This is a genomic window from Candidatus Nanohalovita haloferacivicina (assembly GCF_029232205.1).
GTDB lineage: Archaea > Nanohalarchaeota > Nanosalinia > Nanosalinales > Nanosalinaceae > Nanohalovita > Nanohalovita haloferacivicina.
In genome coordinates this window covers 890,941-916,686 of record NZ_CP107255.1, presented here as the reverse complement: position 1 = coordinate 916,686, position 25,746 = coordinate 890,941, and the positions used below count along the sequence as shown (strand labels likewise).

Sequence of the window (25,746 nt, the reverse complement as noted above, 5' to 3'; positions counted from 1 at the left end):
AAGTTTCAAAACTATTACCGCTTCACAGCCGAATCCGCCAGCTTCTCAAGAATATTCCTGGCGGCCTCAATAGTCCTGCCATTCTCATCGAAAGGAGGAGCAACCTCAACAAGATCAGCGTGCACAGGCCCCAACCTTTCGATAACTTCAAGAACCTCTTCCAGCTCCATCTCTCCATCCCGGTACCCGGTTCCAGGAGCAATCTCAGGCCTCAGAACATCGATATCAACACTCAGATAGTAATCTCCATCAAGTTCCTGCTCAAGAAAATCATCTACTTCATCAGGCCTGTAAATAGCAAAGTCATGAGATTCCAGAAACTCCTCCTCGTCGTAGTCAACTTCTGTAATACCCAGGAAAACTATTTCATCCTCTGAAAAACCGTGGTCAAGAAGTTCGCGCACCACGACATCGTGAGATACATGGCCGTCAACCTTCTCCTTAAGATCAAGATGAGCATCAAGCCAGACCAGCTTGAGATCAGGATTCTCCTCCTTCAAGGCCTTAATCACAGGAAAACTGACGGAATGATCGCCGCCAACAGATATCAAAGGCCTATCGTACTGAAGAAGTTCCTCGGTATTTTTCTCTATTCTTCTGTGTGTCTCCTCGAGGTCAAACTCCTCTGGGAAAACTTCATCGACAAGAAATCTTTCTTTCAGGTCAAGGCCCTCCATAATCTTTTCCGGCCCGTTCAAAGTTCCTTTCCGTGGGTTTCTATGTATTCCCATGTCGCACGGAATTTTCTGTATGACTATGTCTGAGTCTTCTGGGGAGTTTACTTTTGTCATAACTGGTGTTTTTCCTCCAACTGTTTTTTAGTAAACTGTCTAAAATGCAAAATTAACTTAAAAACAAGTTTTCAAATTGTTGCTATGAAAGAGTACTTACATATGGATGATCTTGTTGGAGAACTTGATGAACAGTATGATGATCTGTCTACTGAACAGGTTGAAACAGCTGTAGATGTAATGGCCCAGAGATACGGCGATGACCTGTACGTATCTCCAGATGATGTAGAACTTGAAGAGGTTCACAATGGAGCAGTCGAAATAGATATTGAAGAGGTAGAGGACTCTCCTATCTATGCTGATCCTAATGCTGCAGAAGGAGAAGACCATCTATGCGTTACATGGGGTAACCTGGGTAACGATGGAAGCCCTCCCGAAGGCCGTGCCCAAGATGGTTCGGGCGATGACCTGTTCGGTATAAGATAACACTCTTCCTTCTATTCTCTATTATTTCTTTCTTCAGAAAAACTGTAAAAACTAGGTACGGACCCACAGGGATTTGAACCCTGGACCTACCGGTTAGAAGCCGGTTGCTCTGTCCAAGCTGAGCTATGGGCCCTTGACAAGTTTCTGTTTCTGGGAGAATCTTAAATACCAATTATTCCCATGTGAAGGCCTATTTCGAATACTGATACCAGTAGCCCGAACGCGATAATCATTTTAGGATCTATCTCTATCCCTGAGTCTGCGTCAAAGTACTGTACCAATCCTCCCTGACCGGAAGGTAATTGGCCTCCTTGCTGCTGGTTATTGGCCATAAACTGTATTCACACTGAAAACTTCAAAAAGGTTTGTCGCAGAACAGGAGATGGTAGTAAGCCCGATTCTGTTTCTGCGGCCGTATTTCACTGCACCACATCTCCTCTGAAGATTGTATGGTAAAAACCATTATCCTTCAGAGAGACATGGATTGCACCATTTTAGGCTTGCTCCATGCGTCCGGATCTCGTTTCAGCGCTGCAAAAACTGCTAACGTCCAGCCTTAAGGCCTTCACTCTGTAGGCAGTTGCCGTGTCGTTTCTGCGATCCACAGGCCTTCCTACCCAGGATATTACTCTTGGTTGTGGTTGGCCTTAACCCTCTCGGGTTACAGGTTTTGACACCTGCTGCATTCACCGATTGAACGGTGTTGGAGTCGGGACTTTCCTCCGAAGAGTCTCGGGGGACAGCCACTCCATCTCCTGTACTACAATAACTAACTCATGTCAGTAAAGCTTTTATTTGTAGAATGAATGCGTAGAAGGCTCTAGTTTCTCAAAGAATAATAGAAAGAAAGTATTAGACTTGAGGGACATCAAAGTATGGTTCGACCAATCTAAGGGTTCTACAGAGAAAAAGTACGTCGCTTGAGTTTAATGTTAGAGCTCAAGCTGGTACCGTCCACTGAATTGGAACCCACGATTAGTAGTGGTCGGCTGAAATCCTCGTTGCCTTGGATCTTACACCGCCACTCTATTGACTCGTCTTGTGCGAGAGTGGAAGCGGTCTCTTTTTGAGGTGGCTTTCAAGCTTAGATGCTTTCAGCTTTTACACCTTGAGGCATAGCTACTCTGCAACACCCTCTCGGATGACAGATACACCAGAGGCCTCAGTTTGGGGTTCCTTTCGTACTGTCCAAACTTTCCTCTCAGACCACCAAACACTCCCAGCAGATAGCAACAGATCTGGCTCACGCCGATCTAAACCCAGCTCACGATCCGTTTTAATGGGTGAACACCCCCACCCTTGGCTGCTGTTGCACAGCCAGGATACGGAGAGCCGACATCGAAGTAACAAGCCTGAGGGTCGATGTGAGCTCGCGCCTCAGACAATCCAGTTATCCCTGGAGTACCTTTTCCGTCAGGCCTAAGCCTCACTACTTGGCTGTAGGCGTTCGCTAGACCACGCTTTCGCGCCTAGTCTCCGTGCTGTCGAGAGACCAGTCAGGCAGGCTTTTGCTCTTGTACTCTACACTCGATTTCTGACCGAGTTGAGCCTACCTTTGGACCCCTCTGATTCGTTATCAGAGGGATACCGCCCCAGTTAAACTGCCCAGCTAACGCTGTCCTTCCGTAGAAGTAAGCAGCGGGGTTCCAGGAGGGTAGTGTCCCATGGTCGACTGGGCGACATGCTAGCGCATGCACCTCTGTAATGTCTCCTACCTACACTTCACACTTGGAACCCCACCGCAACGTCAGACTGCAGTAAAGGTTCACAGGGTCTTCGCTTCCCACTGGGAGTCACCGGCTTATGCGCCGGTACAGCGGGTTCACCGGGCCACGATTTGGGACAGCAGAAGCCTCGTTCCTCTATTGATGCGGGCCAACAATTAATTGGCAAGGGACTACGCTACCTTAAGACGGTCATAGTTACCGCCGCCGTTTACCAGCCCTTCGTCTCCTTGTACAGAGTGTTCAGGTACTGGCACTGGGCAAGAGTCGCCGACTATACAAATCCTTTCGGACTAGCAGTCGGCTATGTTTTTAGTAAACAGTCGAGCTTCTCTGGTCACTGCGACCTATCCTAACGAGAGGATAGGCACCCCATATTGCGAACGTACGGGGCTAAATTGCCGAATTCCCTAAATCGCGTTTTACCCGAGGGCCTTAGCTTACTCAGCCTGGATACCTGTGCTGGTTCTGGGTACGGACTCTTACATCTTTTTAAGAGTCCCAGGACTCGCGGAGATCCAGGATTATTCCTAGACCCATAACAGCTTCGTGTGGTCGATGCATTACGCTCGCACACATAAACATGCTTGGACTGCGCGAAAACGCAGCCTCCGATATCCCGAGACGTCGATTAATGTAAGGAGGTTCAGGAATATTAACCTGATTCCCTATTCGCTAGTCTCGAATTACGGACTAGCTTAGGACCGACTAACCCTCTGCTGATAAACATTGCAGAGGAACCCTTATCCTTTCGGCCGATAGGATTCGCACCTATCTTAATGCTGATACTGCCGGCAGAATCTTCATATCCACACGGTCCACACGAACTCACGTCCATGCTTCCGCCCATGCGGATCGCTTCTCTACCCATTGTGAAAACAATGGTAAGGTCTCGGCTCCTGACTTGAGCCCCGTCCATTTACGGCGCCCCGGTCCTCAACGAGTGAGCTGTTACGCTATCTTTAAAGGGTAGCTGCTTCTAAGCTAACCTCCTCGCTGTCTGAGAACCGGGACATCCTCGATGACACTTAGTCAGGAATTGAGGGGCCTTAACCTTACTCTGGGTTGTTTCCCTCTCGGACTGGTAGCTTACCCACCAGCCCTCACTCCCAGTATCTACGGCGTTGCACAGTTCAGAGTTTGACTTCGGGCCTGAGCGCGAGCTCAGGTACCCAAAATCAGTCGCTTTACCTGTACAACTACCTCCACTGAGGCTGGACTTCGATCCATTTCGAGAAGAACCAGCCATCACCGATCTCGATTGACATTTCACCCCTTGACCCAGCTCATCCGAGCGCTTGTAACACAGCACCGGTGCGGGCCTCCACGGAGCTTTCGCGCCGCTTCACCCTAGCCAGGCCAGGATCGACCGGTTTCGGATCATTCCGCGGTGACTTCACGCGAGTTAACACGCGGCCCCTGACACGTCAAAGACGTGATGCGGGCTTCTTGCTTTCGCTGTGACTCCCCACCGAAACGGTGGTTAGCCTCGCCACGGCAGAAAACTCTCTGCCCCGTTTTTCAAAACGGATGATACAACACTGCTCCGGTTGATTCATACTACCTCCTCTCGGAAGGATTCTTTCACAACCATCGACGCTTAAATGCTGTATCTAGCCTATTACCAGATAGTTTCAAGCTCTTTTAACCCCCTTTCTAGGGGTACTTTTCAGCTTTCCTTCACAGTACTAAGTACGCTATCGGACTCGAGAAGTATTTAGCGTTGGAAGAAAGTAGTGCCTCCCAAATTCACACAGGATTTCCAACCCATGTTACTCTTGGCACGTCCCAGAACGTTTTGGCAATCGTCTACGAGACTATCACTCTCTATGGTCCTGCTTTCCAGCAGAGTTTGACTGAACCAATAGGTTCCTACGGACGGCCGAACCACATGTCCACATCCTCTCGGAATGCAGATTCAGTTTGCGCTATCCCCCTTTCGCTCGCCGCTAATAAGGGAATCTCCGTTGATTTATTTTCCTGCGGCTACTAAGATGTTTCAGTTCACCGCGTTCCCACTCCGTAAGGAGCAGGTCGCCGAAACGACCTATGAAGTCACATTAGGAAATCTTGGGCTCAAAGACTGCATGCGTCTCGCCCAAGCTTATCGCAGCTTGCCACGTCCTTCTTCGGCTTCTCGAACCGAGCTATTCGCTACCTGGCATGGCAGCAATTCAGATTCGGGTACCAGCTTGATTTACTCCATAATGCAGCAAAGCTGCAGAGATGTAAACCAAACTAAAGTAAAAAATTTCCTCGGTAAAACCCGGAAAATTGGTCGAACCATACTTACGCCAAATCCAACAACCAGATAACAGGTTGTACACATGGCAATGTGTTCTTCGGCGTGCAGTACTATCGCCCACATTGTGAATTCAGGCGACGTTTCTTGCTGAGGACATCCCCAATAGAGACGCCCCTCAGATCTAATATGAATAGTCTAAAACGACCAGTCTAGGTCGTGAAAGACTGTTAGGCCTTAACAGTTTTAAACCCCCTCATCAAGGAAACCCTATCAAAGGAGAGTCATAATCGCCTTCAAGCCCGTAACCTAAATCCCATCTTTAAACTTTATATAGGTAGTTCCGGGCCGATTTTCAACAATTTCTCAGAGCTCTCCCATTTAAAAAAATAGTCATCAAGAAAGTAGTTTACAGAGGGGCCCTTAGTTCAGTCTGGCAGAACGTCCGCTTTGCAAGCGGAAGGCCCAGGGTTCAAATCCCTGAGGGTCCAAGTCTTTTCGTCAAAATTTTTTCTAAGAGCTATTGTTGTTTGCATGTCTCTTATTGTATTTGGAGAAGTGCGGGAATGGGCCTAAAGAATCAGTACAAATGTTCCTGTAGGAGGGGATTGAGAAAATGGCAAAATTTGTGTGTCCGGAATGTGGAGCTGAGATGTCGAATGGAAAGAGCTCTCTGGTAAGTGATGGTAGAGAGCACATGGATAACGAGCATGGAAAAGATGTTTCCAGAGATTATGTGAGAGGGATTGTCGACGCGCACAGCTCCTAGGCCTTTTTATTCTACTTTTTCTTTATTCACAGATTTCTTTAAACTGTCCAGTCTCTCCTTGACTTCCTGTTTGCTCATTTTCACCATGCATAGTTCGTGGCCTTTTCCAGCCATTGATTTCTCGTAGTAAAACCATAATTCTCCGTTGACTTCTACAGTTTTCACGTATCTGAGAGAGTTTGTTCCTGATGAGGAGCCAATAGCTGTTCTTCCAGACATCAGGCCCTGGATTTTTCCATCTTGCTCTACCCCAATCTTTGTCTTCTCCTCTCCTGTGAAGATTATTGATGGCAGCCAGTCGTAGAAGTAGTATTTTTCTCCGCTGATCTGAAGGGTTGACGTGATTCGGCCTTCAGGACTTTCATCTGTGAATTCTATTTTCTCAATTTCTGGCTCTCCTTCAGGATTTTTGACTCTGAAGTTGCCGTGTCTGGTAAAGTTTTTCGAGGCCGTATGCACTATCAAGTCTTCTCCATCAACTACAGGATCTTTTACATGTGTGAATCCAGTTGAGAGATCAAGTTCTTCTCTTTTTTCTGAGTTAAGGCCTTCTACTGTTTCTGATTTTATTCTGTCGATTTTCCACTGGCCTGAAGTTTTTTCGTGGTAGCTTATGTATAGAATGTATTCTCCGTCTTTTTTCTGTAGTGCTCCGCCTTCGAGAGAGTGTGAGTTAAATTCTTCTGCTGTGAAGCTGTTGATTTCTTCGAATTTTTCTCCATCACAGGTTTTTGCTATTACTGATTTCCATCCTCTTCTGTATGGATCTCTTAACCGGTAGTAAAGCAGTATTTCTTCGCCATCTTTCAGTATGGATGAGCCTCCTATCCAGTATCCTTCTTGGTCTTTTTCTGGAGTCATCAGGGCCTTGTTCTGGATGGGGTCGAATACTGGTGTAGAATGTGTGTATTCTGTGCTGACTGTTCCGTATATTTTGCGGCCTAGATTGCGTACCTCGGTTTCTACAATGTTTCTGAGGCTGTTCATTCCTATTCTATCTTTCACAGAGAAGTCTGTACTGTGTAAATTTTTACGTTTTTGCTTTATCCTTGTTTGTCCTTTATCTGTGTTGCTTGCTGGAAGAGTTCGAGGCCTTCCTCTGTATCGAACTTTTTACCGGTGGATTTGTCTATGTATTTTCCGTCTTTCTCTACGGTTTCTTTTTCGTCTGTATTCTCTTCTTCTGTGTCGTCGTCCTCTGGTGTTGTGACTGATGTTTCTTCTGGTGTGGAGCTTTCTTTTTCGATACTTTCTATGAGGCCTTTGATTTCTTCCTCTGTCTCTCTCAGTTCGTTCTCCACGTCCTCATCTTCCGGCATAAGTATTTTTTCTGGCCAGGTAATCTTATTTCTTTGTATCGGTGGTCAGGCCTTACCTGTTTTATTTGCCTGGTTCTATAGTGTTTCTGTGGTTGACAGAGTAGAGGCCGAGGAAATGTTTCAGAAGCTTGAAAGCGCTCAGGAAGAGCTGGAAGAGTTGAAGGAGCAGAGAGATAATCTTCTTGAGGCCAACAAGAAACTGGTTCGTGTACTTGTTAACATGGAGGATGTTCTCCGTAGAGAAGGTGTTAAGATCGGTGAAATGGATGAATTTAGCTATTCTTTCCACAAGGGTTGGCAGGATCATCAGGACAGTATTTCTATAGATGATCTTGATGAAGATCCTGAGGAGCAGATCCGTCAGCTCAGGAAGCTTTTACGTGGTCTAGAAACTTTATAAGCCAGCTTTTATCCATATTTACTATTGGTGAGAAACTAAAAATGGCAGACGATGACCAGACATTCACATGCGATATCTGCGGTGAAGAATTTGATTCTCAAAAAGGCCTACACATTCACGAAGGAGAGGCCCACCCGGATAAACAGGTTCAGGAACTCAAAAAGCTACTAGAAAAAGTTGACAAGGAGGCCGAGAAGGTTTCCGAGATTAAACAGGAGAAACAGGATCTTGAGGAAAAAGTTGATCGTCTCAGGGATGAGAAGAAGAATCTCAAGAATACTGTTGAGAATCTGAAGGCTACTAAGGACAAGCTGAAGGATAAGCTCGATAGTAAGAAGGATGAGATCGATGATCTTGAATCCGAGCTTGATGATGAGAAGGAAGAGGAAGCAGAGTTAGAGGCCAAAGTCAGTTCCCAGCAGAGAAAGATTCAGAAGCTGAAAGAGGAACGTGACTCTCTTGAGAACTCGCTCTCAGAGACGGACGATCTACTCACGAAGCTAAGTCATCAGGTAGATCAGTTCGACGAAGACATCGATGAGTAAAGGTTAGTGGAAAAGTTCTCCACGGAAATTCTTCAAGGCCTCCTCGGCCATTCCCTCTACTTCTTCATTTTCTACAGAAACGGACATTCTTTCTCCAGGCCCACTGTACTCAAGTATTCTTGCATCTACCTGATCATACGCTACGTCTGTATCAAGTCTCAGATCGGCCTTTCTCCATTCCTCGCCGTCGTACTCCACTACCTGGCCGTCAGAGTATTCTTCAACCTCCTCATCTGACAGGGTATCCAGAAGTTCGACGTCTCTAACACCTTTTCTCATATTCTGTCCGAAGGCCTTTGCCGTCAATCGACCTCTCAGAAGATAGTTGTCATCTTCAGTTTCCATTATGTATGCTGGCGTTGTTCCCTCTAGGCCAAAGTTCAGCTTGAATCTTCTAACACTCTCGGTTTGGTTTGTCATGAATAAGTAACAACAGATAGATATTATAAATACTTCGTTAGAACAGCTTGTTTTCCAAATAAAGTAGTCTATTTGAGTTAGAAAGTGAAATATGATAGGAGAGACGGTGAAATGATGAACTATGTTTCCTGGATTTTGATCCCAGGAAACTATGTTTTTGTGGAGGTGATCCAGCCGATGGTTCCCCAACGGCTACCTTGTTATGACTTAGCCCCCCTTGCCAAGCTCAGACTCGGGTCTGGAAAACCAGATCCTCGTCTGAACCTGACTCGGGTGACTTGACAGGCAGTGTGTACAAGGAGCAGGGACATATTCGCCGCTGAATGATGATCAGCGACTACTACCGATTTCGCCTTCACGAGGACGAGTTGCAGTCCTCGATCCGTACTAGGGCTGGATTTAGGAGGTTAGCTTCCCCTCTCGGGGTCGCGATCTCTTTGTTCCAACCATTGTGGGCCGCGTGTATCCCAGAGCATTCGGGCCATACTGACCTACCGTGGCCCGCTCCTTCCTCTGATTTATCACCAGCGGTCTCTTATGAGTCCCGAATCCCCGAAGGGATCCTTGGCAACATAAGATGCGGGTCTCGCTCGTTACCGGACTTAACCGGACACCTCACGGCACGAGCTGACGGCGGCCATGCAGCTCCTCTCAGCGCGTCAGGTAAGCTCTTCAAGCTGACCGTCATCCTGCTGTCGGCTCTGGTAGGGTACTCTGCGTTTGATCTAATTAAACCGCAGCCCCCACCGGTTGTGGTGCTCCCCCGTCAATTCCTTTAAGTTTCAGCCTTGCGACCGTACTCCCCAGGCGGTGCGTTTATCGTTTTCACTTCGGCACCGGACAACCTCGGAGGTTGTCCGACATCAAACGCACATTGTTTACAGCCAGGACTACGCGGGTATCTAATCCGCTTTGCTCCCCTGGCTTTCGTTCCTCACCGTCGGATCCGTACTCGTCGAACGCTTTCGCCACAGGCGCTCCTCCCGGAATTTTAGGATTTCACTCCTACTCCGGGAATAGCTTCGACGCCGTCCGGTCCCTAGACCTGCAGTATCCACTGCACGCCCACTAGTTAAGCTAGTGGATTTCACAGCAGACTTGCAGGTCCGGCTACGAACACTTTAAGCCCAATAATAACGGCTACCACTTGGGGTTCTGCTATTACCGCGGCGGCTGGCAGCAGTATTGCCCACCCCTTGTTCCGGCACCTCCTTACAGTGCAGAAAAGTAACCTTCCTTGTAGGAAGATTACACTCGGAGTCCCCCCATCGCACTTTCGTGCATTGTGAAGGTTTCGTGCCTGCTGCACCCCGTAGGGTCCGGCTTCTTGTCTCAGAAGCCGACTGGCAGCTCCCGCTCTCACGGCTGCTACTGATTATCGGCTTGGTGAGCCTTTACCTCACCAACAACCTAATCAGCTGCGGCCCCATCCTGTAGCGTCGGAACATTTAACAGAGAACACTCTCCGGTAATTCTCTGCTATCAGGCATTAGCCTCACGTTAGCGAGGTTATTCCTGTCTACAGGGTAGGTTAGCCACATGTTACTCAGCTGTCTGCCCCGGGCAAGCCCGGTAGACTAGCATGGCTAAATCGGACTCCGATAGCGGTAGCCTCTGGCAGGATCAACCAGAATTGCTCCAAGTCAATGGAGGGTTCTTGACGGGTATTTCTAAAATGTAAATGCGGAAAGTTCCAAACTTTCCAGTCAAGATAACTGCACACTATGAAAAGTGTGCGGCTACATGTTGAAGCGCAATATGAAAATTGCACTTCGGGTCCGTCTCTCCTACATCACGTAAAAGTATTACGCTCATCAACGCCCTTCCAGGCTTTATCCCACACAAGTCTCCTTGGCGGGTAACAATACAGTCACTATTAACTCTTATAAATGGTCAGACTGTATCCGGACTGAGACCAAGTCTCATGCCCGTGTCCACAAAAACTACTCTAAACTTTAAATAGGGTTCGATCCTCTGAACTCATAAGCTAGAAAGTAGATAATTAGTTGAAAAAAGAGTTGATCCTGGCAACAATACCTTCAATAAATCCTTCTTCGTCTCTGCTCTCTGCAGTACTGCTTGGCGTCCAGTAAGACTCCGCTTCCTCGCTCTGAACCTTGCCTTCGAGAGAATAAACCTTCTCAGATCTGTGCTCAATATCAGAAATATCGGATTTCTCCATACTCCAGATCTCAGAACCTGTGCTATTCACGGCCAGAACCTCGCTTGAATCAGAGATAATAGTCTCATTATTCTCAAGCCGGGATACCGCAAGGCCCTGATCCAATCCTCGGTACGACCAGACTTCAGAAAGATTCTCTCTTGCTATATATTCTGAGGCCTTCTCATCATGCACTGCCAGAATCTTTACAGGGCTGGTGTCAATTATCTGTATATCGGAGGCCTCTGACATATTGTATTCGGTTCTCTGATCATTCCTGAATACTACAAGCTTTCCAGGATTGCTGAGTGAGATGAAAGTAGTATCTCCACGGGCCTCGAAGTTATTTATCTCTCTATCCTCGCTTAGATTAAGATTCACAAGTTTTTCGTCAGGTTCTCCTGCTCTGTGTATCGAGGTGGTATTTGAGATGAATATTTTCTCATTTACTATTTCCAGATCGTTTACAGAGTTTTCCGCGGTGATATTGCGGATCTGAGAGCGGTTTGTAGTGTTGTAAAATATTATGCTTGATTTAAGGCCTTTTGATGTGAATTCTCTGTAAGTGTAGGCTATCTGAGAATTATTCAGTATTTCTATATCTCGATAGTGGCCCTCACTGCTCAGTTGCGATACTTTTGTACCGTTGGCTGCTTCTGCTGTGAATATTTCTCCTTCTTCTGACAGTGCTGATCCGAGGGCTGTTTCTCCTCCTGATGATGCCATGTAGATCGTGTTGTCGGAGCTGATATTTGTTGTAGAATTGGTGTTGATTTCTTCTATACTGTCTGCTGCGATAGGTGATGCTGCTGACAGTACAGCTAGTACGAGTAGTATACGGTATTTCATGAGTGGTTAAACCGTGGAGGGCGGAGGGCGGGATTCGAACCCGCGTCACGACCGCCACAAGGTCGTAGTATGGACCGACTAACCTACCTCCACCATTCTAGTAACAGGGTTTAAACCGGGAAACTTTTTAACTATCCCCCGGACCTGAGGTTAGAAAAGTACAAGGAATGTGGCTATGGCGACTTCTGCGATAAGTATGCAGGCTATTCCTGTATGCATTAGATCTCTGTATTCTTTGCCCTTGTGTCTTCGGATTGCTGCTGCTATTAGAAAGATGAATCCGAGTACGACCAGGCCGTATGCGAGTAGTATCATTGTTGATCAGTGGGTGTTTTCGTCATCATCCCTCTTTTCGAGGATCAGACGATGTCGAAAGAGTTTTCATCATCTCAAAAACTGTCGACAAGAATGATTTAATCGGCCAGAGTTAAAAATACAGTTTATGAAGTTCGCAGTTATCTCGGATATACATCTTCTTGAGGAGAATAGGGAGGAGGCGCTACGTCTTCTTGACCGGACAATTGATGAAATTGAAAGAAGAGGGCCAGAACTGGTTATAGTGCTGGGAGATTTAATTGGAGGAGCAGTTACTACAGGTATCGAAGCACCTGAGGAAGATGAAGGCCTTGAAGAACTGAAAGAGATTAGAGATAGGTTTGATAGTCTTGAGGCCGAAAAGCTTTATCTTGCTGGCAATCACGAACAGGATGTTGGGCCTGAACAGTTTTCGGACCTGTTTTCACAGGAAAACTTCGGTATTAGAGAGGTTGGTGGCGAGAAATTTGTGTTTCTTGATTCCTCTGCTCCCGAGCTTTCAGGATCTCGCGGCCAGGTTTCTAGAGATCAACTGAAGTTCCTGGATGAAACTCTTGAGAGTCTTGATGAGGCCTTTCTGGTAATACATCATCCTGTTCACTTTCGAGATCTGTCTCACAGTTATTTCTGGGATGTGTATCCTGAGAGAGCTTTCTGCGGCAACAAAAAGGAGATTAACAATGTTTTGCAGAAGCATGACAATGTTAAAGCGGTCTTCAATGCTCATATCCATGATCTTGATTTAACAGAGTACAAAGGTAGGCCCCACTTTACCAATCCGCCCTTCATTTCTGAGGATAGAAAGGAGGGCTTCAATCAGTACTTTACAATGGTTGACGTATCTGATGCAGGCCTTGAGTTAGAGGTATTCGTGGAAGGAGAGGTTGAGAGAAGTTTTTCAATTTGATAAGAAAATAGAGGGTTTAAGGCCTTTACTGGCCCTGTCCCTGTGAAGAATTGTTTGGTGTTGGCGGCTGCTCTGTCTGGTTCATGCTCCGGTTTCTGTCTCTTGTTCTCTTCCTCTCGACTTCTACGTCCCGGCCTGCGACTCCTGATTCGGAGGTTACGGGTCTGAGGATGTATCCCTGGTTGTTCTGCTGGTTTCCTCTGAGAACTACCTGGATGTCGAATACGAAGCTTGTTGTCTCGTTAGGCCTTACTTCGAAAGGCTTTGTGATCATCAGTTTTCCTGGCGGTATCTTTACATCCACGTTTTCGCCGTCGACAGAGGCATTGATTCTCTCAGAGTAAAGTTCGATCTTGCTGTAGTTTCCTGCTGGCAGCGTTGTGTTGACAAGTGACTCTGCGGTAAGATTTCTGACCTGAGTCAGATCGACTGCAGAAGTGTTGTTCAGTGAAACCTGTTGCACGTTTACGCTACTGTTGTTTACAGCAAAGATATTCGCGTGAGAGAACTCGACGTTAAGATAGTCAAAGTCATCGATAGCGGCCTGTTGATCTGAGATAAGTAGCTCAAACTGGCCTGTATCGCTTGACGTAGTGGAAGTACAGCCTGAAACAGCTATAACAGCTGCAAGCAATGCAATTGCATAAATTCTTTCCATATCTGCTCTTAGGCCTTGCAGTGTTTAATCATTTGTGGCACTTATGGAAACCTATAACTGCCAAACTTATCTCCAAAACGTTCTTTTGGCCTCTTCTATCCATCCAGGAAGAATTAAATGCAGGCCTGTCCAGAAATAATTTGTGAACAGGCAGCTGAAGATTCTAAATACGGCCTCTGCATTCAGTATTTTTGCGGCAGCACTCTTTGCACCGTTTTATGCAGTATTTGTAGATAAGATTGGTGGTGGAGCATTTATTGCCGGAAGTTCATACAGTATCTATGCCATAGTTGCTGGAATACTGATTTTTATTTCCAGCAGGCTTGAGGATAAAGTTGTTGATACCAGAAAACTTGTAGTGCTTGGTTACTTTATTTCTACCATAGGATTCTTCGGCTATCTTCTTGTTGATAATGCTGTGCAGCTTTTCGCAGTTCAGGCCGTTGTAGGTATTGCAACAGCGGTGAGATCTCCGGCTTTCGATGAGGTTTATTCCCGAAATCTTGATGAAGGCCGTTACGCCTATGAATGGGGCCTCTGGGAGTCGATGTACTGGATTGTCTCAGGTATTTCCGCTATGGCCGCAGGCTACATTATTCAGAACCATGGTTTCGATCCGTTGTTTACGATAATGGGGTCGCTGTCCCTGGTTGGTGCTGTGATCTCTACAGCTCTGATTATGAAGGAAGAATAGTTTTTCTGAAGAAGTTAAAGTAGATGAGTGCGAGAGCGACGCACAGCTGAGACGTTCTGAATCAAACTCTGTTGTATGCCTCTGCGGGGTTTTTATGGGTGTTCGATCTTCCGCAGAAGTTTTAGTGTTTGATGAGATATCCAAGCTATGCAGAAAGTAAAATTTGAGAATGGTCGGGGACGGAAGCTGGTTGGAAACTACCACGAAGCTGACTCAGATGCTGGAATAGTGATGAGTCACGGATTTACTGGCGATAAACACGAATGGGGTTACTTCGATAAAGTAGCGGAAGCACTGAATGAAGCAGGTTATAATGTGTTAGCTTTCGATTTTTCAGGTGGTGGAGAAAGCAATAAATCTCCAATTACAGCAGAAAAAGAGATTGAAGATCTGGACGCAGCCATTGAATACATCCGATCTCGAGATGTGGAGAGAGTTGGTCTATATGGTCACAGTCTCGGCGGCTACATTTCGCTGAAGAATTACAGATCTGAAGTCAAGGCGATGGTATTAACGGCTCCTGTAACTAGCAGCATCGACTTGTCGAAGAAAAACTTGCTCTGGACGGTACTCGCTAGGTTAGTAGGCAGAGTTCCGAGTGTTAACTACTGGAAGAACAAGAAGCAATTGATGTGGATAGGCTCGAAAATAGTAGACGAAATGAAACATGTAGACCAGGAAGAACTCCTCTCAGAAGTGGGTTGTCCTGTGTTGATTATCCACGGCAGTGAGGACGAGGTAGTAGATTTAGAAGACTCCAAGAAAGCTGTAGAAAAACTGGAAGCGGGGGAACTTAAGGTAGTTGAAGGTTTAACTCACGACTACGATAAAAATCTGGATGAAGTTATTGAGGCTACAGAATCCTGGTTTGATGAGAATCTTTCAACGTGATTGTCTTGCTCTCGGTTATGGAGCTGACTTCCCTATAAACAGAGAATCGCGTGATTCGTAGGAATATGGACTTGCGAGAGCGAGGATTCGAACCCCGGAACCTCTACAGGACAGCGCCCTCAACGCTGCGCCTTTGACCACTTGGCTACCCTCGCATCTGTTTTGCCAGTTTGTTTTTGGAGGGTTGGCAATCAACTTGGCTACCCTCGCAAATCATAGATTTGCTTGTGTCGAGAAGATCTTAGAGATCTTCGACCCTCGCATTGGAGTAAAGATTGTCTGTAGTAGAATTTCTGTAGGCCTAATTTTTTAACTGATCGGTTGGAGGTCCGAAGACTCTTAATGAAGTAGTCCCAATAATCGGTTACAGATTATGGGGAGAATTGAAGGGGGAGAATTTTTCTATGAGCGCTGAAACAGCGGTTGATCTAGATGCTTTTTTCGAGCAATCAGATTCTAGGTCAAAATCATACTTCAAGACAAAGGCCTTTGCAGTCACCGCAGTTTTGACAGCTACCGGTGTTGCTGGTAGAGTGGCCTTGCAGCATGTGCCGAGTGTAGAGCCTTTGATCGCTGTAGCAGCTGCTACGGGTTTCTACTTTGGTATGCGTGAAGGCGTTGCTGCTGGAGCCACTGGATATTATATTTCGAACTTTCTTGTGTGGGGAGGTCAGGGCCCCTGGACGTTTTTCCAGGTGCTTGGTGCTGCAGCAGCAGGTGTTACAGGAGGCCTTGCAGGAAATATTAGCAAGGGTAGAAATGCTTTTCTTGTATCGACAGCTGTAGGCCTTGTGGTTTACGAGGTTGTTATTAATCTGGCTTCTGTAGGTTTTATGGCCTCGGGCTTCAGTTTTGCGTTTATGGCTGCGGCCCTTCCGTTTGCGTTCGCTCATCTTGTTAGTACAGTTGGTTTTGGGTTGATACTCTATGGATCTAAAGAAAAAATTGGACTTTATCGGTAAGAAAGACGTATTTTACATCTTTGCAGGCCTTTTCCTGCTTGCGCTTGCAGCTTCAGGAATGCAGTTCTCTAACTCTGCGCCGGAGGTTACTTTTGGTGAAGAGCATGTTGTCGTGAATTTGACTGTCGAGAAACCGGACGCTGTTCTGAATGAGAATGTTTCTGTAAGGCAGAACTCTACGGTTTTCCATGTCTTAAACAGCACTTACGATGTTGAGTATACGGAGTACGACTTTGGCTACTTTGTAACTTCTATTAATGGTCTGAGTCAGAACGATACTCATAGCTGGCTTTTCTACGTTGATGGAGAAATGCCTTCGACATCTGTTGACAACTACAGGCTCAGTGACTCCGCAAACGTCACGTTCAGATATAGTGCCGAGCAGCCTTACTAGCCTCTTTCCAGGAAACAGGCCTTTCTTTCTCTTTTTCCTTCTTCCTCAAGAAGCTGTTCTGAAAGAGTTCCTGGTTCTATTCCGTGAGCTCTGAGAAACTCACCTGAATCCTGTGTTTCCTCAACTCCAAATTCTTCCATAACTGTTTTGTAAAAGTCCTGGCCTCCAAGTATTTCTGTCGATTTTTCCATTGCTCTCTGGTGTCTGTTCATTTCTTCATCTGAGAATCCGTCCCTATACATCAGGCCGTAGACTTCTGGAAGGTCCTCTGCCCAGTAAGCTCTGACAACTGCTGAATCGCCTTTCAATCTCTGAGAGACTCCTACGATCTGGTCTCCTCCCGTGTAGAGATCGCGCGCACCTCTCTGAAAGCACTGATCTGTTCTATCATCAATAAAGTCGTGAACTCCTTCCGTAAGGGTGTCGGCATTCTTACTTTCGAAAGGTTCTACGGGCAGGCCAAAAGTTAGGGCGTATTTTGAATCATCTGAGAAAACAGTGTGACCTCCATCAGGCCTTCTGTAAACCTCTTCACCAGCTATAAGATCGCCAGTACTCTCGTAACGGCCTCGCATTGCGTGAGGTTCTTCCTGATGATCCAGGCCTATAATTACTGGTTTGTACTGGCCTAGTTCCTGTGTAAGCGCGACTAAATCCGGTATATGGGCTGCATCTTCTACATTTATGCTGTAGGCCTCTGTCTTTTCAGGTTCGATGTTCATTCTCTGTACAACCAGTCCTCACTAGAATATTTATCTGCTAGTTCTTCAGCCCTTTCAATCTCTCCTTCTTTGAGTTCATCGACGCTGTATTTTCTGCTCTTGGTCAGGCCTTTCTTCAGCGCTTCAATTGTTTCATCAAAAGAGGCCTCTGATTCTTTTTTTACTGATGAAACTCTGTCTCTGAAATCCTCTATCTGTTTATCTTTTATTTTGTCTTTGTCTGGTGTTAGAAGTGAAAACATTTCCTCTGCATCAACTTCGTAGAGTAAAGTGCCCCCGATGTATACTACGCCGTCTTTTCGTTTCAGTGTGGTGCCTGATATTTTTCCTTTTTCAGTTACTATGTCGTTGATTGGCTGGTGTTCGGCATCAATCCCTATTTCTTTCAGGCCTTCCGCTATTTCTCCGCAGACCTGCTGATATATCTTGTTGACGTCGTCGGGGAACTCTTCTTCGGGAGCTACTATTCCCCATGTTATTTCTCCGTTCTGTGTCAGGTATGTAGCGCCTCCACCTCCCTGACGTCTTACCAGCACTACGTCTCTTCGTTTCTCGAATTCTTCCTGGTTTACTTCTTCCTCGAATTTCTGGCTGTATCCGAGGTTGATCGCGTTAGGTTTCCAGCCTGAGAGAAATATTACTGGTTCTTCGGTCTCTCTGACTGACTCCATCAGGGCTGTGTTGAGGCCTGTTTTGAAGTAGGGGTTGTAGTGCTGGAAGGGTATGTATCGCCATTTCACTGGTTGTACCTCGAGAAGATTGCTGTGAGTACTGAAAATCCTGCTGTCGCTGCCAGTATTTTGAGCCATGCGTTTGCTGCGAGTGAGGCGGTGCCGAATACTTCAGCGGCCGGTGTGTAGAGCAGTAGCATCTGAAGTGTTAGTGATGTGCCAAGTGCTGCGAGCACCCAGTTGTTGCTGAGTATGCTGTGGCCGTACCTGTTTCTGATTACCTGTACTCTTGCGGTTTCAGCCAGGATTATGAAGCTGAAAAGCGCTGTCTGAGCGATCAGCAGATTTTTACCCAGTGCAAGGAAGAATACTGGAAGGCCTGCTGCTGCCATGAGAGCTCCTATGTACAGTATTGATTTGAGGACTGATGAGTCCATCAGGGATTTGTTGCCGTATTTCTCTGTCTCCTGCATAATTTTTTCCATCGGTGGATCGGTGCTGAGCGCTAGCGCAGGGAATCCGTCGCTGATGAAGTTGATCCAGAGAAGCATCATCGGTGTAAGGATCAGGGCCTCTTCATGGGATTGGAATACTTCTGGGAATAGAAGGCCTCCGATGATAAGGCCGAAGAATACTATCATTACTTCGCCCATGTTTCCTGAGAGGAGATAGTTGACTGATTTTCTGATGTTGTCGCTTATTCCTCTTCCTTCCGCTATTGCATCTCTTATGCTGACGAAGTTGTCGTCCTGGACTATCATGTCGCTGCTCTGCTGTGCAACATCCGTGCCTCTTTCTCCCATGGCCACTCCGATGTCTGCATTTTTCAGGGCTGGTGCATCATTTACTCCGTTCCCGGTCATGGCCACGTTGCTGCCGTTCTCCTGGTGGGCCTTCAGTATCTTGACCTTGTCCTCGGGAGTGACTCGTGCAAATATTTCTTTATCCACTATTTCTTCTTTCTCAAGGCTTTGTAGTTGGCTGCTTTCCAGTGAGAGTTCGGGGTTGAAACCTGTTTCTTCTCCGATGGCCTTTGCCGTAGTTATGTCGTCACCTGTAGCCATTACTACCTGTATTCCTGCGTTTCTGCAGTCCTGTACTGCTTCAGGAACTTCTTTGCGCGGAGGATCAATCATGCCCTGAAGGCCTAGGAAGATCATCTGATTCTCTATTTCTTCAGCTTCTTCTGACTCTACATCTTGTTTCTTCGCGAATCCAAGTGTTCGCATTGCGTCGGAGCTGAATTCGCTGTTTTTCTCTCTTACCGTTTCTCGAACGTCTTCTGTAAGTTCTTCGACTCCGTTTTCTGTAAGTATTCTGTCGCATCTTTCCAGTACAACTTCCGGAGCGCCTTTCATGTAGGCCTCTCCGTTCTCTGTTACTACGGTCATTCTTTTTCTCTCGGAGTTGAATGGGATCGTTTTCTCTCTGCTGGATCTGTTGCTGAGGCCTGCGTCTCTGGCAGTCTGCAGAAGGGCTACTTCGGTAGGATCGCCGTAGTATTTTGAGTCCTCGTCCTCAGGTGCTTTCTCTGCATCGTTGCATTCGAAGCCGCACTGAATCAGAGGCCTGAGGTGATCGATGTCTGTTTCATGGCTATGGCGGTGGAATAATGGTTTTTCGTTGTCTTCTACTGAGGCCTTGAAGGTTTCTCCTTTGAAGAATAGTTTTTTGACTGTCATTTTTTCCTCTGTCAGTGTTCCTGTCTTGTCTGTTATGATTACGTCTACTGATCCCAGGCTTTCGATTACGTTAAGTCTTCTGACAAGTACGTTTCTTTCAAGCATTTTTCTGGATCCCATGGCCAGTGCAAGTGTTACGGCTGCTGGTAGGCCTACTGGGTTTGCTGCTACTGCGAGGCTGAGTGCTGCTAGGAATATTGTGAGTGGAGCTGCCGATGTGAAGATAAACTGGAAGACTGTTACCAGGCCGATTACTCCGAGAATTACGTATCCGAGTCTTTTGCCTAGCTGGTTGACCTCTCTCTGGAATGGCGTGAGCCGGTCCTCGGCCTCGTTTAACTGTTCTGCGATGCCTCCAACCTCCGTTTTCATACCTGTTCCAACTACTACAGCCTTGCCTGATCCATTAACCACGTTCGTGTTCTTGAAAACCATGTTGGATGTTTCTGCGATAGGAGTGTCTTCTTCAAGTACTTCAACTGATTTATTGGCCTCGCTGCTTTCGCCTGTGAGAGCTGATTCGTTTGTGGAGAGGCTTTCGGCCTCGATCAGTCTTGCATCCGCTGGAATGGAGGTTCCGGGCTCCAGAAAGATTATGTCTCCGGGCACTACTTTTTTCGAGTCGATCTCTCTTTTCTCTCCATCTCTCAGTACCATGGTGTCGGGATTGCTCATTTCTTTAAGGGCCTTGATTGATTTCTCTGCTCTGTAGTCCTGGAAGAAGCCGAAGAACCCGTTTAATACAAGTATGAAAACTATTAATCCGGCCTCTGTGATTCGGGCCTGTTCACCAGGTAGAATCCCAACTCCGATTGATACTGCGGCTGCTGCAAAAAGCATGTATACAAGAACATCCTGGAACTGTGATAGAAAGATTCTGACAGGAGATATGCTGTTTTCGTTCTCTATACTATTCTTTCCATATTTTTCCAGTCTTTCATCGGCTTGAGAAGAGGAAAGGCCTTCTTTCTCCGCGCCCAGTTCTCCCAATACCTTGTCTAATTTCTTGCTGTGCCACTTTTTGTCGCTCATAGGTTTTATTCCTGCACATCTAGAAAATAGGACTCCTTGTTGATAAGTTCTGCAGATATCTACAGCAGATTATTTATCCTGATACAGCCACGTAATATGATTATGGAGAAGGCCTCGTACAAGGTTGAAGACGGCAAAATGCTGAAACTAAAACTTGAGAAGGAGAACACAGTGATTAAGAGCGCGGAGCTGAGAGGAGATTTTTTCCTTGAACCTGCGGAAAAACTTTCCGAAATAGAGCAAGCATTAACAGGTATAAGTGAAAAAGCCAGTGTAAAAGATGTTGCTGACCGAGTCAGAAATGTTGATGTAAAAATGATAGGTTTTAATCCTGAAGATCTTGGAAAGGCCTTTGAGAAAGCACTAGGTGATAACCGTGAGTAAATGGCGGATTATAAATAAGGGAGAGCACTCTGAGGCAATGCATCACGCAATAGATGAGGTACTGACAGAAAAAATGAATGAGGGCGAGTTAAGGCCTACGCTACGTTTTTGGTACCGGAAGAATCCGAGTGTGCCGATGGGCCGTTTCCAGGCCTACGAAGATGAGGTTGAGCACGACTACGCTAAGGAGAAAGATATTGAGGTTGTCAGAAGGGTTACTGGTGGCGGAGCAATGTTCTGTGAGCCAGGTAACGTGATCACGTACTCGATCTATCTGCCGGTTGACGAGGTTCATGACGATATTGAGAGAAGCTATCAGGAGCTTGATTCTTTCGCAGTAGAGGCCCTGAAATCTCTGGGAGTAGACGCAAGTTATGCTCCTATGAATGATATCGAGCATCCGGATGGGAAGCTTGGCGGAGCAGCCCAGTTGAGAAAAGACAACGCGGTTCTTCACCACACGACTATGAGCTACGATCTAGATACGGCCGAAATGCTGAGAGTGCTCCGTATCGGAAAGGAAAAAGTATCTGACAAAGCCGTCAAGTCAGCAGAGCAAAGAGTATCACGTATATCTGATCACGCAGATCATTCTCGTGAAGAAGTAATTGAGGCCTTGATAGAGAAGTTTACAGAGGATAAAGAACGTGAGGAGAGTTCTCTGACGGATGAAGAACTGGAGGAGGCCAGAGAGCTGGCTGAGAAGAAGTTTTCAACAGATGAGTGGAATAGAAAGCTCTAGTATTTCGGGCTTTTCTCTTCCACATCTTCCAGGAAGTTTTCATGCCGGGCCATGAGGAAGAAGAGATCGCTTAAACGGTTAATGTAGGCTAGAACTTCTTCTCTTAATTCTACGTCTTGATCAAGTTCTACAATTCTTCTTTCAGCTCTTCTTGCAACTGAACGGGCCTGATGCAGGTGTGCCGCGCTTTTTGTTCCTCCTGCCAGTACAAAACTTCTTAGCGGTGGACAGGCCTCCTGGTATTTGTCGCAGAGTTCTTCCAGTCTGTCAATATTTTCCTCTGTAACTTTTGTGTCAGGTTCACGGTTTGCTAGCTCGGCCTGTAGAATATGGAGTTCGTTCTGAACTTCTTCGAGTTCCCCGCCTTTTTCATCAGTGTATGTTCTGCAGAGACCTGTCAGAGAGTTTAGTTCATCTACTGTTCCGTAGGCCTCTATTCTCTCACTGCTTTTCGAAACTCTTTCTCCAGAAGAAAGATCGGTGCGGCCTCTATCGCCTCTCCCCGTGTATACCATAGTTTCCAAAGAAATTCTCTACGATAAATAACTTGTCATAGCTGTCTGACAGAGTACCATTCCTCAGGGATCTCTGTGCCTACAAACTCCATTTCTCTTTCGGTAGGGCCTGGAGCCATATTAGAGCCTACATAATACAGTTTTCCAGGCTCAACTTCGACATCCCCCTGTTCGATATCGCTTTGTTCGCTGTCCAGAATCTCCACATCCTCGTAAGGAACTTCTATCTCAAGAACCAGTCTGCCGGAGTCATCGAACTTTCTGTCAGCATACACTTCAGCGGCATCCTCTGAATCCGTAAAGTAGATAGGGAAATCTCTCACCAGATCTCCATCCTCAAGTAAATCCTGGAAAACTTCCTCTGTATCTCCTCTGAAAACTGTCAGGTGATCTTCCCCGAAAGCAGTACTGTATCTAGGCCTAGTACCATAACTATTCGCGATATCTTCCGCAACATCAGGATAATCTCTTCTGTAAAGCTCTTTCCCTTCGGCCTCAACCTGGCTGTCAACAGCAACTTCTGAAAACATTATACTCCTACAAAGGAAAACCTGAGCACAATCTTAAATTATTGCAGAGAAATTAGCTTGCTGTGAAACTCCACGAACAGGAAGCCAAGGAGATAATAGAAAAACACGGCCTGAAAACACCGGAAAAAGGCCTTCATGAAGACGACAAAGAGTACGTTGTCAAGGCCCAGGTACTTGCCAACAACAGAAAGGAGAAAGGCGGAATCAGGTTTGCAAAAAACAGGAAGGAGGCCGAGGCCGAGAAACAGGAGATGATCGGAGGCCGAATCGACTCTGAAGAAGTCAAAAACGTTCTAGTGGAAGAACAACTAGATTTCACAGAGGAATACTACGTATCATTCATGTACGACACAGATACTCGCAAACCAGCTATGATTTTCTCCCGGTCAGGAGGAACAGGAATTGAAGACAGAGAGGCCGCAAAACTGGCTCTGAAAGATAGCTCACAGTTCCGTTTCCGACAGTTTCTGAAGGAGCAGGGTTTTGAGGGAAAGGAAATAGTAAAACTTGGAATCGCACTGCAGAAGCTTTTCAAGACCTTCCTGGAGGAAGATGCAAGGCTTCTGGAGGTCAATCCTCTGGCAAAAACCGAGGAAGGTTATGTTGTTCTGGATGCGATGATGGATCTGGATGACGACGCAAAATACCGACACTCCAGAGATCTGCCTGAAAGATCTGATCTAGGCCGAGAAAAGACGGAAAGAGAGCTCAGAGCCGAAAAAATCGATGAGGACGACCACAGAGGGGTGGCAGGAAAATACACAGAACTTGATGGAGACATCGGCATGATGCTGGCCGGGGGCGGAGCATCACTCACAAACATGGATGCGCTGATAGAATACGGTGGTGAACCTGCAAATTACACGGAGTACGGAGGCAATCCACCGACAGAAAAAGTATACAGGCTTTCCAAGGTAATAATGTCGAAAGAGCTGAACGGCCTCTGGCATGTAGGAGGAACAGCCAACAATACAGATATACTGAGAACAATGAAAGGATTTATACAGGCTCTGGAAGAGGAAAGGCCTGAATATCCTATAGTAATCAGAAGAGATGGACCTCACGCAGATGAGGCCTTTGAACTACTTAGAGAGAAGAAAGAAGAACTTGATCTAAACATGAAACTTTACAGAAACGATACGCCGATGACCAAAACTGCAGAAACACTGATGGACATGGTAGAAGAGTTCAAAGGTGGTAGAGATGAGTGAGATTGCAGTATTCGATATTGGCGATACTCTGGTGCCTTCGCACTCAAAGATAAATGAGTTAATACAGGAAGTGATTGGAGACGCCCCGCAGATGGATATCAACAAGTACAACGTCTACGTACCTGAAGAAATGGATCAATGGCTGGAGGAAAACAACCTCGAAGGGTCAGGCAAAGAGATTACAGAAGAATACCTGGAATGGAAGACACAGTACCTTCAAGAGAAAATGATTCCAAAACTGAAAAAGATAAACAGGGAGTACGGCCCGATCGGATTCATCAGCGACAACTCCGCACCAGCCAAAAAATTCTACGCAGAAAACTTCCGCGAATCAGGCCTTGAATACGAAGGATTTGTGGTCTCCGCAGAAGTAGGAGTTGAAAAACCTGACAGAAAAATATTCGAAACCTTTGTAGAACAGAGAGAAGAACCTCCAGAGCAGATGACATACTTCGGCAACTATGTAGACCGAGACAAGGCCGCAGAAAAAGTAGGAATGAACTTTGTATGGGTAAAACAGTTCCACAGCTTTGGCTCATCCACAGAAGGCCTACAAATCGAAAAAATAAATTATGAAAACGTTTCCAGAGCACTCCAAGAGGTGAAAAAATGAGCATCGTAATAGATGAAGACACAAAGGTTCTCGTACAGGGAATTACAGGCAGAGAGGCCTCTGAAAAAGTACCGGACATACTTGAATACGGAACCGAAGTCCTCGCAGGAGTAACTCCTGGAAAAGGAGGTCAGGAAGTATCAGGCGTACCAGTATATGACACAGTCTCGGAGGCTCTGGAAAATCATCCAGAGATCAACACCTCGCTGATCTACGTACCGCCGTTTGCAGCGAAAGATGCAATACTTGAAGCGCTTGAAAATGGTATAGAGACTCTCAACGTGATCACAGAGAGAATTCCAACGCGCGATGCATGGAAAGTTCACCAGAAAGTCGAGGAAGCAGACGCAACAATGGTGGGCCCGACATCAGTAGGAATAATCACTCCTGGCGAATGCAAACTGGGGCCTATCGGCGGAAACCAGCCAGAAAAAGTCTATCAGTCTGGCAAGATAGGAGTTATCTCCAAGTCAGGAGGAATGACAACAGAAACATCCTGGGTAGTAAGACAGGCAGGATACGGCGTCTCTACAGCTATGGGCCTGGGAGGGGATGTTATTGCTGGAACAACATTTGAGGACGCCCTGAAAATGTTTGAAGAAGATGACCAGACCGAGGCCGTGGTTTTATTCGGGGAGCTAGGCGGAACATATGAGGAAAAGGCCGCTGAACTGCTTGAGAAAGAAGAGTTCACTAAGCCGCTGGTTGCATATATTACAGGCCGTTTTACGGAGTCGATGCCTGAGAAGAAGTACGGTCACGCCGGTGCAATCATTCGAGGTGATCGTGGGAAGCCATCTCACAAGAAAAAGGCCTTGGAGGATGCTGGTGCGCACGTGGCGGATGTGCATCATGAGATAGGAGAAATCCTTCAGGATCTGGTTTAACTTTTCTTCCTTTCTTTTTTCGTCATTTATTTACTGTTTTGTATGTAATTTATTGGTATAAGGTGAACTTTACTGGCTCTTGATATCGATAAGACGACGTACCATGAAGCAGGTGACAGAATCTGGAGAATTGATTCCGGAACTGACTACGCCGAAGTTTGGGATACCGAGTTCTTCGAACAACACGCACTCGACTATCTGGACGAGGGTGGTTCTGTCTCACGCAGCGAACAGGGATCACAGGAAGTAGTTGAGGCCGATTTCGGCAGCAGAGGCTACAAACTGTTCAA

Annotated in this window: 27 protein-coding genes, 4 tRNA genes and 2 rRNA genes; 15 read left to right on the top strand and 18 right to left on the bottom strand. The window is 46.4% G+C overall.

All coding sequences use genetic code 11. The features are described 5' to 3' along the window. Positions 1 to 14: 14 nt before the first annotated feature. Positions 15 to 791, bottom strand: coding sequence for an arginase family protein (locus HBNXNv_RS05190; RefSeq protein WP_347720616.1), 777 nt, complete (start codon positions 789 to 791; stop codon positions 15 to 17). A gap of 84 nt (positions 792 to 875) precedes the next feature. Here HBNXNv_RS05190 and HBNXNv_RS05185 point away from each other — a divergent pair, with 84 nt between their 5' ends. Beyond that, positions 876 to 1,217 carry a hypothetical protein gene (locus tag HBNXNv_RS05185; RefSeq protein ID WP_347720615.1) on the top strand — a complete coding sequence of 114 codons (342 nt, stop codon included), beginning with the start codon at positions 876 to 878 and terminating at the stop codon, positions 1,215 to 1,217. 58 nt (positions 1,218 to 1,275) lie between these two features. Here the strand turns inward: HBNXNv_RS05185 and HBNXNv_RS05180 are convergent. From HBNXNv_RS05180 to HBNXNv_RS05170, 3 genes are all read right to left on the bottom strand, one after another. Then, positions 1,276 to 1,350: transfer RNA gene (locus HBNXNv_RS05180), tRNA-Arg, on the bottom strand. A 28-nt stretch (positions 1,351 to 1,378) separates the two neighbouring features. Continuing rightward, the gene (locus HBNXNv_RS05175) at positions 1,379 to 1,549 is read right to left on the bottom strand and encodes a preprotein translocase subunit Sec61beta (RefSeq protein WP_347720614.1); all 171 of its coding nucleotides are present in this window, start codon (positions 1,547 to 1,549) and stop codon (positions 1,379 to 1,381) included. Between the two features lie 624 nt (positions 1,550 to 2,173). Further along, positions 2,174 to 5,120 (bottom strand): 23S ribosomal RNA (locus tag HBNXNv_RS05170). A 480-nt stretch (positions 5,121 to 5,600) separates the two neighbouring features. On the opposite strand from HBNXNv_RS05170, the gene HBNXNv_RS05165 reads away from it, so the two are divergent. Together HBNXNv_RS05165 and HBNXNv_RS05160 are read left to right on the top strand one after the other, a co-directional pair. Next, positions 5,601 to 5,674, top strand: a tRNA-Ala gene (locus HBNXNv_RS05165). A 125-nt stretch (positions 5,675 to 5,799) separates the two neighbouring features. Continuing rightward, a complete protein-coding gene (locus tag HBNXNv_RS05160; protein ID WP_347720613.1) occupies positions 5,800 to 5,952 on the top strand; it encodes a hypothetical protein in 153 nt (50 codons plus the stop codon). A gap of 6 nt (positions 5,953 to 5,958) precedes the next feature. Here the strand turns inward: HBNXNv_RS05160 and HBNXNv_RS05155 are convergent, their stop codons facing one another. Then, positions 5,959 to 6,957, bottom strand: coding sequence for a hypothetical protein (locus tag HBNXNv_RS05155; protein WP_347720612.1), 999 nt, complete (start codon positions 6,955 to 6,957; stop codon positions 5,959 to 5,961). A 38-nt stretch (positions 6,958 to 6,995) separates the two neighbouring features. Then, a complete protein-coding gene (locus HBNXNv_RS05150; protein WP_347720611.1) occupies positions 6,996 to 7,271 on the bottom strand; it encodes a hypothetical protein in 276 nt (91 codons plus the stop codon). A gap of 88 nt (positions 7,272 to 7,359) precedes the next feature. Between HBNXNv_RS05150 and HBNXNv_RS05145 the strand changes: the two genes are divergently transcribed. Both HBNXNv_RS05145 and HBNXNv_RS05140 read left to right on the top strand, forming a co-directional pair. Then, positions 7,360 to 7,671 (top strand): hypothetical protein, encoded by a 312-nt coding sequence (locus tag HBNXNv_RS05145; RefSeq protein ID WP_347720610.1) that lies wholly within the window; start codon positions 7,360 to 7,362, stop codon positions 7,669 to 7,671. A gap of 41 nt (positions 7,672 to 7,712) precedes the next feature. Next, positions 7,713 to 8,216 (top strand): hypothetical protein, encoded by a 504-nt coding sequence (locus tag HBNXNv_RS05140; RefSeq protein WP_347720609.1) that lies wholly within the window; start codon positions 7,713 to 7,715, stop codon positions 8,214 to 8,216. Positions 8,217 to 8,219: 3 nt separating this feature from the next. Here the strand turns inward: HBNXNv_RS05140 and HBNXNv_RS05135 are convergent, their stop codons facing one another. From HBNXNv_RS05135 to HBNXNv_RS05115, 5 genes are all read right to left on the bottom strand, one after another. Next, complete coding sequence (locus tag HBNXNv_RS05135) at positions 8,220 to 8,636, bottom strand: hypothetical protein (protein WP_347720608.1); 417 nt, start codon at positions 8,634 to 8,636, stop codon at positions 8,220 to 8,222. A 160-nt stretch (positions 8,637 to 8,796) separates the two neighbouring features. After that, positions 8,797 to 10,270, bottom strand: a 16S ribosomal RNA gene (locus HBNXNv_RS05130). Between the two features lie 368 nt (positions 10,271 to 10,638). Next, the gene (locus HBNXNv_RS05125; RefSeq protein ID WP_347720607.1) at positions 10,639 to 11,646 is read right to left on the bottom strand and encodes a hypothetical protein; all 1,008 of its coding nucleotides are present in this window, start codon (positions 11,644 to 11,646) and stop codon (positions 10,639 to 10,641) included. A gap of 19 nt (positions 11,647 to 11,665) precedes the next feature. Beyond that, a tRNA-His gene (locus HBNXNv_RS05120) sits at positions 11,666 to 11,739 on the bottom strand. 57 nt (positions 11,740 to 11,796) lie between these two features. Further along, positions 11,797 to 11,961 carry a hypothetical protein gene (locus HBNXNv_RS05115; RefSeq protein ID WP_347720606.1) on the bottom strand — a complete coding sequence of 55 codons (165 nt, stop codon included), beginning with the start codon at positions 11,959 to 11,961 and terminating at the stop codon, positions 11,797 to 11,799. Positions 11,962 to 12,088: 127 nt separating this feature from the next. On the opposite strand from HBNXNv_RS05115, the gene HBNXNv_RS05110 reads away from it, so the two are divergent. Beyond that, positions 12,089 to 12,868, top strand: coding sequence for a metallophosphoesterase family protein (locus HBNXNv_RS05110; RefSeq protein ID WP_347720605.1), 780 nt, complete (start codon positions 12,089 to 12,091; stop codon positions 12,866 to 12,868). Positions 12,869 to 12,893: 25 nt separating this feature from the next. Here HBNXNv_RS05110 and HBNXNv_RS05105 read toward each other — a convergent pair whose 3' ends face one another. Next, entirely contained in the window at positions 12,894 to 13,526 is a 633-nt protein-coding gene (locus HBNXNv_RS05105) for a DUF4382 domain-containing protein (protein ID WP_347720604.1), read from the bottom strand. Between the two features lie 142 nt (positions 13,527 to 13,668). On the opposite strand from HBNXNv_RS05105, the gene HBNXNv_RS05100 reads away from it, so the two are divergent. Beyond that, on the top strand, positions 13,669 to 14,220 hold the full coding sequence (locus tag HBNXNv_RS05100; RefSeq protein ID WP_347720603.1) for an MFS transporter: 552 nt from the start codon (positions 13,669 to 13,671) through the stop codon (positions 14,218 to 14,220). Positions 14,221 to 14,367: 147 nt separating this feature from the next. Next, positions 14,368 to 15,111, top strand: a complete 744-nt coding sequence (locus tag HBNXNv_RS05095) for an alpha/beta hydrolase (protein WP_347720602.1) — start codon at positions 14,368 to 14,370, stop codon at positions 15,109 to 15,111. 72 nt (positions 15,112 to 15,183) lie between these two features. Here HBNXNv_RS05095 and HBNXNv_RS05090 read toward each other — a convergent pair. Further along, positions 15,184 to 15,266 (bottom strand) — tRNA-Leu (locus HBNXNv_RS05090). A gap of 249 nt (positions 15,267 to 15,515) precedes the next feature. Here HBNXNv_RS05090 and HBNXNv_RS05085 point away from each other — a divergent pair. Both HBNXNv_RS05085 and HBNXNv_RS05080 read left to right on the top strand, forming a co-directional pair. Next, complete coding sequence (locus tag HBNXNv_RS05085) at positions 15,516 to 16,073, top strand: hypothetical protein (protein WP_347720601.1); 558 nt, start codon at positions 15,516 to 15,518, stop codon at positions 16,071 to 16,073. Then, positions 16,039 to 16,467, top strand: a complete 429-nt coding sequence (locus HBNXNv_RS05080) for a DUF4430 domain-containing protein (protein ID WP_347720600.1) — start codon at positions 16,039 to 16,041, stop codon at positions 16,465 to 16,467. The genes HBNXNv_RS05085 and HBNXNv_RS05080 overlap by 35 nt, the downstream gene beginning before the upstream one ends. Here the strand turns inward: HBNXNv_RS05080 and HBNXNv_RS05075 are convergent. From HBNXNv_RS05075 to HBNXNv_RS05065, 3 genes are read right to left on the bottom strand one after another with little or no spacing between them, the layout of a single operon-like run. Next, positions 16,464 to 17,189 (bottom strand): lipoate--protein ligase family protein, encoded by a 726-nt coding sequence (locus tag HBNXNv_RS05075; protein WP_347720599.1) that lies wholly within the window; start codon positions 17,187 to 17,189, stop codon positions 16,464 to 16,466. The genes HBNXNv_RS05080 and HBNXNv_RS05075 overlap by 4 nt on opposite strands. Beyond that, a complete protein-coding gene (locus tag HBNXNv_RS05070) occupies positions 17,186 to 17,929 on the bottom strand; it encodes a lipoate--protein ligase family protein (protein WP_347720598.1) in 744 nt (247 codons plus the stop codon). The genes HBNXNv_RS05075 and HBNXNv_RS05070 overlap by 4 nt, the downstream gene beginning before the upstream one ends. Further along, entirely contained in the window at positions 17,926 to 20,574 is a 2,649-nt protein-coding gene (locus tag HBNXNv_RS05065) for a cation-translocating P-type ATPase (RefSeq protein WP_347720597.1), read from the bottom strand. The genes HBNXNv_RS05070 and HBNXNv_RS05065 overlap by 4 nt, the downstream gene beginning before the upstream one ends. Positions 20,575 to 20,676: 102 nt before the next feature. Between HBNXNv_RS05065 and lplB the strand changes: the two genes are divergently transcribed. Both lplB and HBNXNv_RS05055 read left to right on the top strand, forming a co-directional pair. Beyond that, on the top strand, positions 20,677 to 20,958 hold the full coding sequence (gene lplB, locus HBNXNv_RS05060) for a lipoate-protein ligase small subunit (RefSeq protein ID WP_347720596.1): 282 nt from the start codon (positions 20,677 to 20,679) through the stop codon (positions 20,956 to 20,958). A 37-nt stretch (positions 20,959 to 20,995) separates the two neighbouring features. Beyond that, positions 20,996 to 21,700 (top strand): lipoate--protein ligase family protein, encoded by a 705-nt coding sequence (locus HBNXNv_RS05055; RefSeq protein ID WP_347720595.1) that lies wholly within the window; start codon positions 20,996 to 20,998, stop codon positions 21,698 to 21,700. Here the strand turns inward: HBNXNv_RS05055 and HBNXNv_RS05050 are convergent. Together HBNXNv_RS05050 and HBNXNv_RS05045 are read right to left on the bottom strand one after the other, a co-directional pair. Beyond that, the gene (locus HBNXNv_RS05050) at positions 21,697 to 22,215 is read right to left on the bottom strand and encodes a cob(I)yrinic acid a,c-diamide adenosyltransferase (protein WP_347720594.1); all 519 of its coding nucleotides are present in this window, start codon (positions 22,213 to 22,215) and stop codon (positions 21,697 to 21,699) included. The two genes, HBNXNv_RS05055 and HBNXNv_RS05050, sit on opposite strands and share 4 nt — an antisense overlap. Positions 22,216 to 22,250: 35 nt before the next feature. After that, positions 22,251 to 22,745, bottom strand: coding sequence for a hypothetical protein (locus HBNXNv_RS05045; RefSeq protein WP_347720593.1), 495 nt, complete (start codon positions 22,743 to 22,745; stop codon positions 22,251 to 22,253). Positions 22,746 to 22,807: 62 nt separating this feature from the next. Here HBNXNv_RS05045 and HBNXNv_RS05040 point away from each other — a divergent pair, with 62 nt between their 5' ends. Genes HBNXNv_RS05040 through HBNXNv_RS05030 form a run of 3 tightly spaced genes read left to right on the top strand, consistent with a single transcriptional unit; the run spans position 22,808 to position 25,456 of the window. After that, positions 22,808 to 23,956, top strand: a complete 1,149-nt coding sequence (locus HBNXNv_RS05040; protein ID WP_347720592.1) for an ATP-grasp domain-containing protein — start codon at positions 22,808 to 22,810, stop codon at positions 23,954 to 23,956. Beyond that, positions 23,949 to 24,569, top strand: coding sequence for an HAD family hydrolase (locus HBNXNv_RS05035; protein WP_347720591.1), 621 nt, complete (start codon positions 23,949 to 23,951; stop codon positions 24,567 to 24,569). The genes HBNXNv_RS05040 and HBNXNv_RS05035 overlap by 8 nt, the downstream gene beginning before the upstream one ends. Next, positions 24,566 to 25,456: a succinate--CoA ligase subunit alpha gene (locus tag HBNXNv_RS05030; protein WP_347720590.1), complete on the top strand. Its 891-nt coding sequence runs from the start codon at positions 24,566 to 24,568 to the stop codon at positions 25,454 to 25,456. The genes HBNXNv_RS05035 and HBNXNv_RS05030 overlap by 4 nt, the downstream gene beginning before the upstream one ends. Positions 25,457 to 25,746: the final 290 nt, after the last annotated feature.

What these genes read in the sequence shown, in the direction of transcription:
- HBNXNv_RS05050 (WP_347720594.1), bottom strand. Translation starts at nt 22,215, where the DNA reads ATGGTATACACGGGGAGAGGCGATAGAGGCCGCACCGATCTTTCTTCT.
- HBNXNv_RS05080 (WP_347720600.1), top strand. Translation starts at nt 16,039, where the DNA reads ATGGATCTAAAGAAAAAATTGGACTTTATCGGTAAGAAAGACGTATTT.
- HBNXNv_RS05115 (WP_347720606.1), bottom strand. Translation starts at nt 11,961, where the DNA reads ATGATACTACTCGCATACGGCCTGGTCGTACTCGGATTCATCTTTCTA.
- HBNXNv_RS05045 (WP_347720593.1), bottom strand. Translation starts at nt 22,745, where the DNA reads ATGTTTTCAGAAGTTGCTGTTGACAGCCAGGTTGAGGCCGAAGGGAAA.
- HBNXNv_RS05030 (WP_347720590.1), top strand. Translation starts at nt 24,566, where the DNA reads ATGAGCATCGTAATAGATGAAGACACAAAGGTTCTCGTACAGGGAATT.
- HBNXNv_RS05140 (WP_347720609.1), top strand. Translation starts at nt 7,713, where the DNA reads ATGGCAGACGATGACCAGACATTCACATGCGATATCTGCGGTGAAGAA.
- HBNXNv_RS05055 (WP_347720595.1), top strand. Translation starts at nt 20,996, where the DNA reads ATGCATCACGCAATAGATGAGGTACTGACAGAAAAAATGAATGAGGGC.
- HBNXNv_RS05160 (WP_347720613.1), top strand. Translation starts at nt 5,800, where the DNA reads ATGGCAAAATTTGTGTGTCCGGAATGTGGAGCTGAGATGTCGAATGGA.
- HBNXNv_RS05190 (WP_347720616.1), bottom strand. Translation starts at nt 791, where the DNA reads ATGACAAAAGTAAACTCCCCAGAAGACTCAGACATAGTCATACAGAAA.
- HBNXNv_RS05150 (WP_347720611.1), bottom strand. Translation starts at nt 7,271, where the DNA reads ATGCCGGAAGATGAGGACGTGGAGAACGAACTGAGAGAGACAGAGGAA.
- HBNXNv_RS05185 (WP_347720615.1), top strand. Translation starts at nt 876, where the DNA reads ATGAAAGAGTACTTACATATGGATGATCTTGTTGGAGAACTTGATGAA.
- HBNXNv_RS05095 (WP_347720602.1), top strand. Translation starts at nt 14,368, where the DNA reads ATGCAGAAAGTAAAATTTGAGAATGGTCGGGGACGGAAGCTGGTTGGA.
- HBNXNv_RS05075 (WP_347720599.1), bottom strand. Translation starts at nt 17,189, where the DNA reads ATGAACATCGAACCTGAAAAGACAGAGGCCTACAGCATAAATGTAGAA.
- HBNXNv_RS05085 (WP_347720601.1), top strand. Translation starts at nt 15,516, where the DNA reads ATGAGCGCTGAAACAGCGGTTGATCTAGATGCTTTTTTCGAGCAATCA.
- HBNXNv_RS05125 (WP_347720607.1), bottom strand. Translation starts at nt 11,646, where the DNA reads ATGAAATACCGTATACTACTCGTACTAGCTGTACTGTCAGCAGCATCA.
- HBNXNv_RS05175 (WP_347720614.1), bottom strand. Translation starts at nt 1,549, where the DNA reads ATGGCCAATAACCAGCAGCAAGGAGGCCAATTACCTTCCGGTCAGGGA.
- HBNXNv_RS05110 (WP_347720605.1), top strand. Translation starts at nt 12,089, where the DNA reads ATGAAGTTCGCAGTTATCTCGGATATACATCTTCTTGAGGAGAATAGG.
- HBNXNv_RS05105 (WP_347720604.1), bottom strand. Translation starts at nt 13,526, where the DNA reads ATGGAAAGAATTTATGCAATTGCATTGCTTGCAGCTGTTATAGCTGTT.
- HBNXNv_RS05065 (WP_347720597.1), bottom strand. Translation starts at nt 20,574, where the DNA reads ATGAGCGACAAAAAGTGGCACAGCAAGAAATTAGACAAGGTATTGGGA.
- HBNXNv_RS05135 (WP_347720608.1), bottom strand. Translation starts at nt 8,636, where the DNA reads ATGACAAACCAAACCGAGAGTGTTAGAAGATTCAAGCTGAACTTTGGC.
- lplB (WP_347720596.1), top strand. Translation starts at nt 20,677, where the DNA reads ATGGAGAAGGCCTCGTACAAGGTTGAAGACGGCAAAATGCTGAAACTA.
- HBNXNv_RS05035 (WP_347720591.1), top strand. Translation starts at nt 23,949, where the DNA reads ATGAGTGAGATTGCAGTATTCGATATTGGCGATACTCTGGTGCCTTCG.